Source organism: Hydrogenophaga sp. (genome assembly GCF_031426985.1).
GTDB lineage: Bacteria > Pseudomonadota > Gammaproteobacteria > Burkholderiales > Burkholderiaceae_C > Hydrogenophaga.
The window spans coordinates 1-4,902 of the sequence record NZ_JASJOY010000131.1; the positions used below are offsets into that span (position 1 = coordinate 1).

3 protein-coding genes are annotated in these 4,902 nt (G+C 65.7%); all 3 read left to right on the forward strand.

The features are described from left to right. Positions 1-2,002, forward strand: a 2,002-nt coding sequence (gene aceE, locus RMP09_RS15575) for a pyruvate dehydrogenase (acetyl-transferring), homodimeric type (protein ID WP_310566900.1), incomplete at its 5' end; no start/stop codon positions are given. A gap of 18 nt (positions 2,003-2,020) precedes the next feature. After that, positions 2,021-3,676 (forward strand): dihydrolipoyllysine-residue acetyltransferase, encoded by a 1,656-nt coding sequence (gene aceF / locus RMP09_RS15580; RefSeq protein WP_310566901.1) that lies wholly within the window; start codon positions 2,021-2,023, stop codon positions 3,674-3,676. A 15-nt stretch (positions 3,677-3,691) separates the two neighbouring features. Then, the coding region (locus tag RMP09_RS15585) for an FAD-dependent oxidoreductase (RefSeq protein ID WP_310566902.1) at positions 3,692-4,902 on the forward strand (1,211 nt) is incomplete at its 3' end.

The window sequence follows — 4,902 nt, forward strand, 5'->3', positions numbered from 1 at the left end:
CTGGGTGTTCTGCGGCGACGGTGAGATGGACGAGGTCGAGTCGCTGGGCGCCATCGGCTTGGCCGCGCGCGAGAACCTCGACAACCTGATCTTCGTGGTGAACTGCAACCTGCAGCGCCTGGACGGCCCGGTGCGCGGCAACGGCAAGATCATTCAGGAGCTCGAAGGCGAGTTTCGCGGTGCCGGCTGGAACGTGATCAAGCTGCTGTGGGGTTCCAACTGGGACCCGCTGCTGGCGCGCGACAAGGACGGCGCGCTGCGCAAGCTCATGATGGACACGTTGGACGGCGATTACCAGTCGTTCAAGGCCAACGACGGCGCCTATGTGCGCAAGCACTTCTTCGGCCGCGACCCGAAGACGCTGGAGATGGTGGCCCACCTGAGCGACGACGACATCTGGAACCTGCGCCGCGGTGGCCACGACCCGCAGAAGGTGTACGCCGCCTACCACCAGGCCGTGAACACCAAAGGCCAGCCCACCGTGCTGCTGATCAAGACCGTCAAGGGCTTTGGCATGGGCAAGGCCGGTGAGGGCAAGAACAACGTGCACCAGACCAAGAAGCTGACCGACGAGGACATCAAGATCTTCCGCGACCGCTTCAACCTGCCGATCCCGGACAGCGAGCTTCCCAAGATCCCGTTCTACAAGCCGGCCGACGACACGCCGGAGATGAAATACCTGCACGAGCGCCGCAAGGCCCTGGGTGGCTACCTGCCGCACCGCCGCACCAAGGCCGACGAGAGCTTCACCGTGCCCTCGCTGGAAACGTTCAAGAGCGTGATGGAGCCGACCGCCGAAGGCCGTGAAATCTCCACGACCCAGGCTTATGTGCGTTTCCTGACCCAGCTGCTGCGCGACCAGGCCCTGGGCCCGCGCGTGGTGCCCATCCTGGTGGACGAGGCCCGCACCTTCGGCATGGAAGGCCTGTTCCGCCAGATCGGCATCTACAACCCGGCGGGTCAGCAGTACACCCCGGTCGACAAAGACCAGGTCATGTACTACAAGGAAGACAAGGCCGGCCAGATCCTGCAGGAAGGCATCAACGAGGCCGGCGGCATGAGCAGCTGGATCGCGGCGGCCACCAGCTACAGCACCAGCAACCGCATCATGGTGCCGTTCTACGTGTACTACTCGATGTTCGGCTTCCAGCGCATCGGCGACCTGGCCTGGGCGGCCGGCGACATGCAGGCGCGCGGCTTCCTGCTCGGCGGCACCTCGGGCCGCACCACGCTCAACGGCGAAGGTCTGCAGCACGAAGACGGCCACAGCCACATCCTGGCCGGCACGATCCCGAACTGCATCAGCTACGACCCGACCTTCGCACACGAAGTCGGCGTGATCCTGCACCATGGCTTGAAGCGCATGGTGGAGAAGCAGGACAACGTCTTCTACTACCTGACGCTTCTGAACGAAAACTACGCCATGCCCGGCCTGACCGCCGGCACGGAAGAGCAGATCATCAAGGGCATGTACCTGTGCAAGCCGGGCGCCGAGGGCGACAAACGCGTGCAACTGCTGGGCTCCGGCACCATCCTGCGCGAGTCGATCGCGGCACAGGCGCTGCTGGCGACCGACTGGGGTGTGCAGGCCGACGTGTGGAGCTGCCCGAGCTTCAACGAACTGACCCGCGACGGCCAGGACGCCGAGCGCTTCAACCTGCTGCACCCGACGGAAGCCCAGCGCGTGCCTTTCGTGACGCAGCAACTGGAAAAGCACGCCGGCCCGGTGGTCGCTTCCACCGACTACATGAAGAACTACGCCGAGCAGATCCGTCCCTTCATCCCCAAGGGCCGTTCGTACAAGGTGCTGGGCACCGACGGCTTTGGCCGCAGCGACTTCCGCAGCAAGCTGCGCGAGCACTTCGAGATCAACCGCCACTACATCGTCATCGCCGCCCTGCGCGCGCTGGCCGATGAGGGCAAGCTGCCGCTGGCCAAGGTCGCTGAGGCGATCGCCAAGTACGGCATCAAGACCGACAAGATCAACCCCTTGTACGCATAAACATCCGGAGACAAGAACATGGCACTGGTAGAAGTGAAAGTCCCGGACATCGGCGACTTCGACGAAGTGGCGGTCATCGAACTGCTGGTCAAGGTGGGCGACACGGTCAAGGCCGAACAGTCGCTGATCACGGTCGAGTCCGACAAGGCCTCGATGGAAATTCCGTCCAGCACGGCGGGCGTGGTGAAAGAACTGCGCGTGGCCCTGGGCGACAAGGTGAAAGAGGGCTCGGTGGTGCTGGTGGTGGAAGCCGCCGGTGAGGCCGCTGCACCGGCGCCTGCCGCCGCAGCGCCTGCTGCTGCAGCCCCCGCACCCGTGGCCGCCGCTGCGGTGGCCGCTCCGGCCGCGGCACCCGCCGCCGCCGGCCCGGTGGAAGTGCGCGTGCCCGACATCGGCGACTTCAAGGACGTCGCCGTCATTGAAGTGTTCGTCAAGCCCGGCGACACCATCAAGGTCGAGCAGAGCCTGATCACGGTCGAGTCCGATAAGGCTTCGATGGAGATCCCGTCCTCGCACGCCGGCGTGCTCAAGGAGCTCAAGGTCAAGGTCGGCGACACGGTCAACATCGGTGACCTGCTGGCCATCCTGGAAGGCGCCGCTGGCGCGGCGGCTGCTGCTCCGGCACCCGTTGCCGCAGCACCCGCAACTGCTCCTGCCGCCGCCGTGGCCGCTCCCGCGGCTGCCACTGCGTCGGCAGAAGCCGCCCCGGCCCACAACCCCACCGCCACCCCGGCGCTGGGCCTGCCGCACGCCTCGCCCTCGGTGCGCAAGTTCGCCCGCGAACTCGGCGTGCCGCTGGCCGAAGTGCAAGGCAAGGGCCCCAAGGGCCGCATCACGCTGGACGACGTGCAGGGCTTCACCAAGTCCGTCATGTCCGGCGCGGTGCAGACGGCTGCGCAAAAGGCCAAGGCGCCGGCATCCACCGGTGGCGGCGGTTCCGAGCTGGGCCTGATCCCCTGGCCCAAGGTGGACTTCGCCAAGTTCGGTCCGATCGAACGCAAGGAGATGGGCCGCATCAAGAAGATCAGCGGCGCCAACCTGCTGCGCAACGCCATCATGATCCCGGCCGTCACCAACCACGACGACGCCGACATCACCGACCTCGAAGCCTTCCGCGTTTCCACCAACAAGGAAAACGAGAAGAGCGGCGTCAAGGTGACCATGCTCGCCTTCCTGATCAAGGCCTGCGTGGCCGCGCTCAAGAAATTCCCCGAGTTCAACAGCTCGCTGGACGGTGACGCACTGATCTACAAGCAGTACTTCCACATCGGCTTCGCGGCCGACACGCCCAACGGTCTGGTGGTTCCCGTGATCAAGGACGCCGACAAAAAGGGCGTGCTGCAGATCAGCCAGGAAATGGGCGAACTCGCCAAGAAGGCGCGCGACGGCAAGCTCGGCCCGGCCGACATGTCCGGCGCCTGCTTCACCATCTCGTCACTGGGTGGCATCGGTGGGCGTTACTTCACGCCCATCATCAACGCACCCGAAGTCGCCATCCTCGGCGTCTGCAAGAGCAACATGGAACCGGTGTGGGACGGCAAGGCCTTCGTGCCGCGCCTGATGCTGCCGCTTTCGTTGACCTGGGACCACCGCGTGATCGACGGCGCTGCGGCGGCCCGCTTCAACGCCTACCTCGGCCAGATCCTCGGCGACTTCCGCCGTGTGCTGCTCTAAGAAGGGACCCTGAACATGGCACTCATGGACATCAAGGTTCCCGACATCGGCGACTTCGACGAGGTCGCGGTCATCGAGCTGCTGGTCAAGCCGGGCGACACCGTCAAGGCCGAGCAGAGCCTCATCACCGTCGAGTCCGACAAGGCCTCGATGGAAATTCCCTCGTCGCACGCCGGCGTGGTGAAAGAACTCAAGGTCGCCCTGGGCGACAAGGTCAAGGAAGGCTCGGTTGTGCTGGTGCTGGAAGCAGAAGGCGCTGCGGCGGCCCCTGCAACGGCAGCGGCACCTGCGCCTGCCGCCGCACCCGCTGCGGCCCCGGCCGCCGCGCCGGTGGTGGCCCCCACGGCCGCCAGCTTCGGCGGTTCTGCCGATATCGACTGCGACCTGCTGGTGCTGGGCGCCGGCCCTGGCGGCTACTCGGCCGCCTTCCGCGCGGCCGACCTGGGCCTGAAGGTCGTGATCGTCGAGCGCTACGCCCAGCTGGGCGGCGTCTGCCTGAACGTGGGCTGCATCCCGTCCAAGGCGCTGCTGCACGTGGCGGCGGTCATGGACGAGGTCTCGCACCTGGGCGACCTGGGCGTGGAATTCGGCAAACCCACGGTGAGCGTGGACAAGTTGCGCGCCCACAAGGAAAAGGTCATCGGCAAGCTGACCGGTGGTCTGGCCGCGATGGCCAAGATGCGCAAGGTCACCACCGTGCGCGGCTACGGCGCTTTCGTTGGTCCCAACCACGTCGAAGTGGAAGAGACGACGGGCACCGGCCAGGACAAGACAGGCAGCAAGAAGGTCGTGGCCTTCAAGAAGTGCATCATCGCTGCTGGTTCGCAGGCGGTGCGCCTGCCCTTCATGCCCAACGACCCGCGCGTCGTGGACTCCACCGGAGCGCTGGCGCTGCAAGGCGTGCCCAAGAAGATGCTCATCGTCGGCGGCGGCATCATCGGCTTGGAGATGGGCACCGTCTACAGCACGCTGGGCGCCCGCCTGGACGTGGTGGAAATGATGGACGGCCTGATGCAGGGCGCCGACCGTGACCTGGTCAAGGTCTGGGAGAAGATGAACAAGGGCCGCTTCGACAACATCATGCTCAAGACCAAGACGGTCGGGGCCGAAGCGACGCCCGAAGGCATCAAGGTGCAGTTCGAGGGGCTGGACGGCACGAAGAGCGAAGGCATCTACGACCTGGTGCTGCAGGCCGTGGGCCGCACGCCCAACGGCAAGAAGATCGC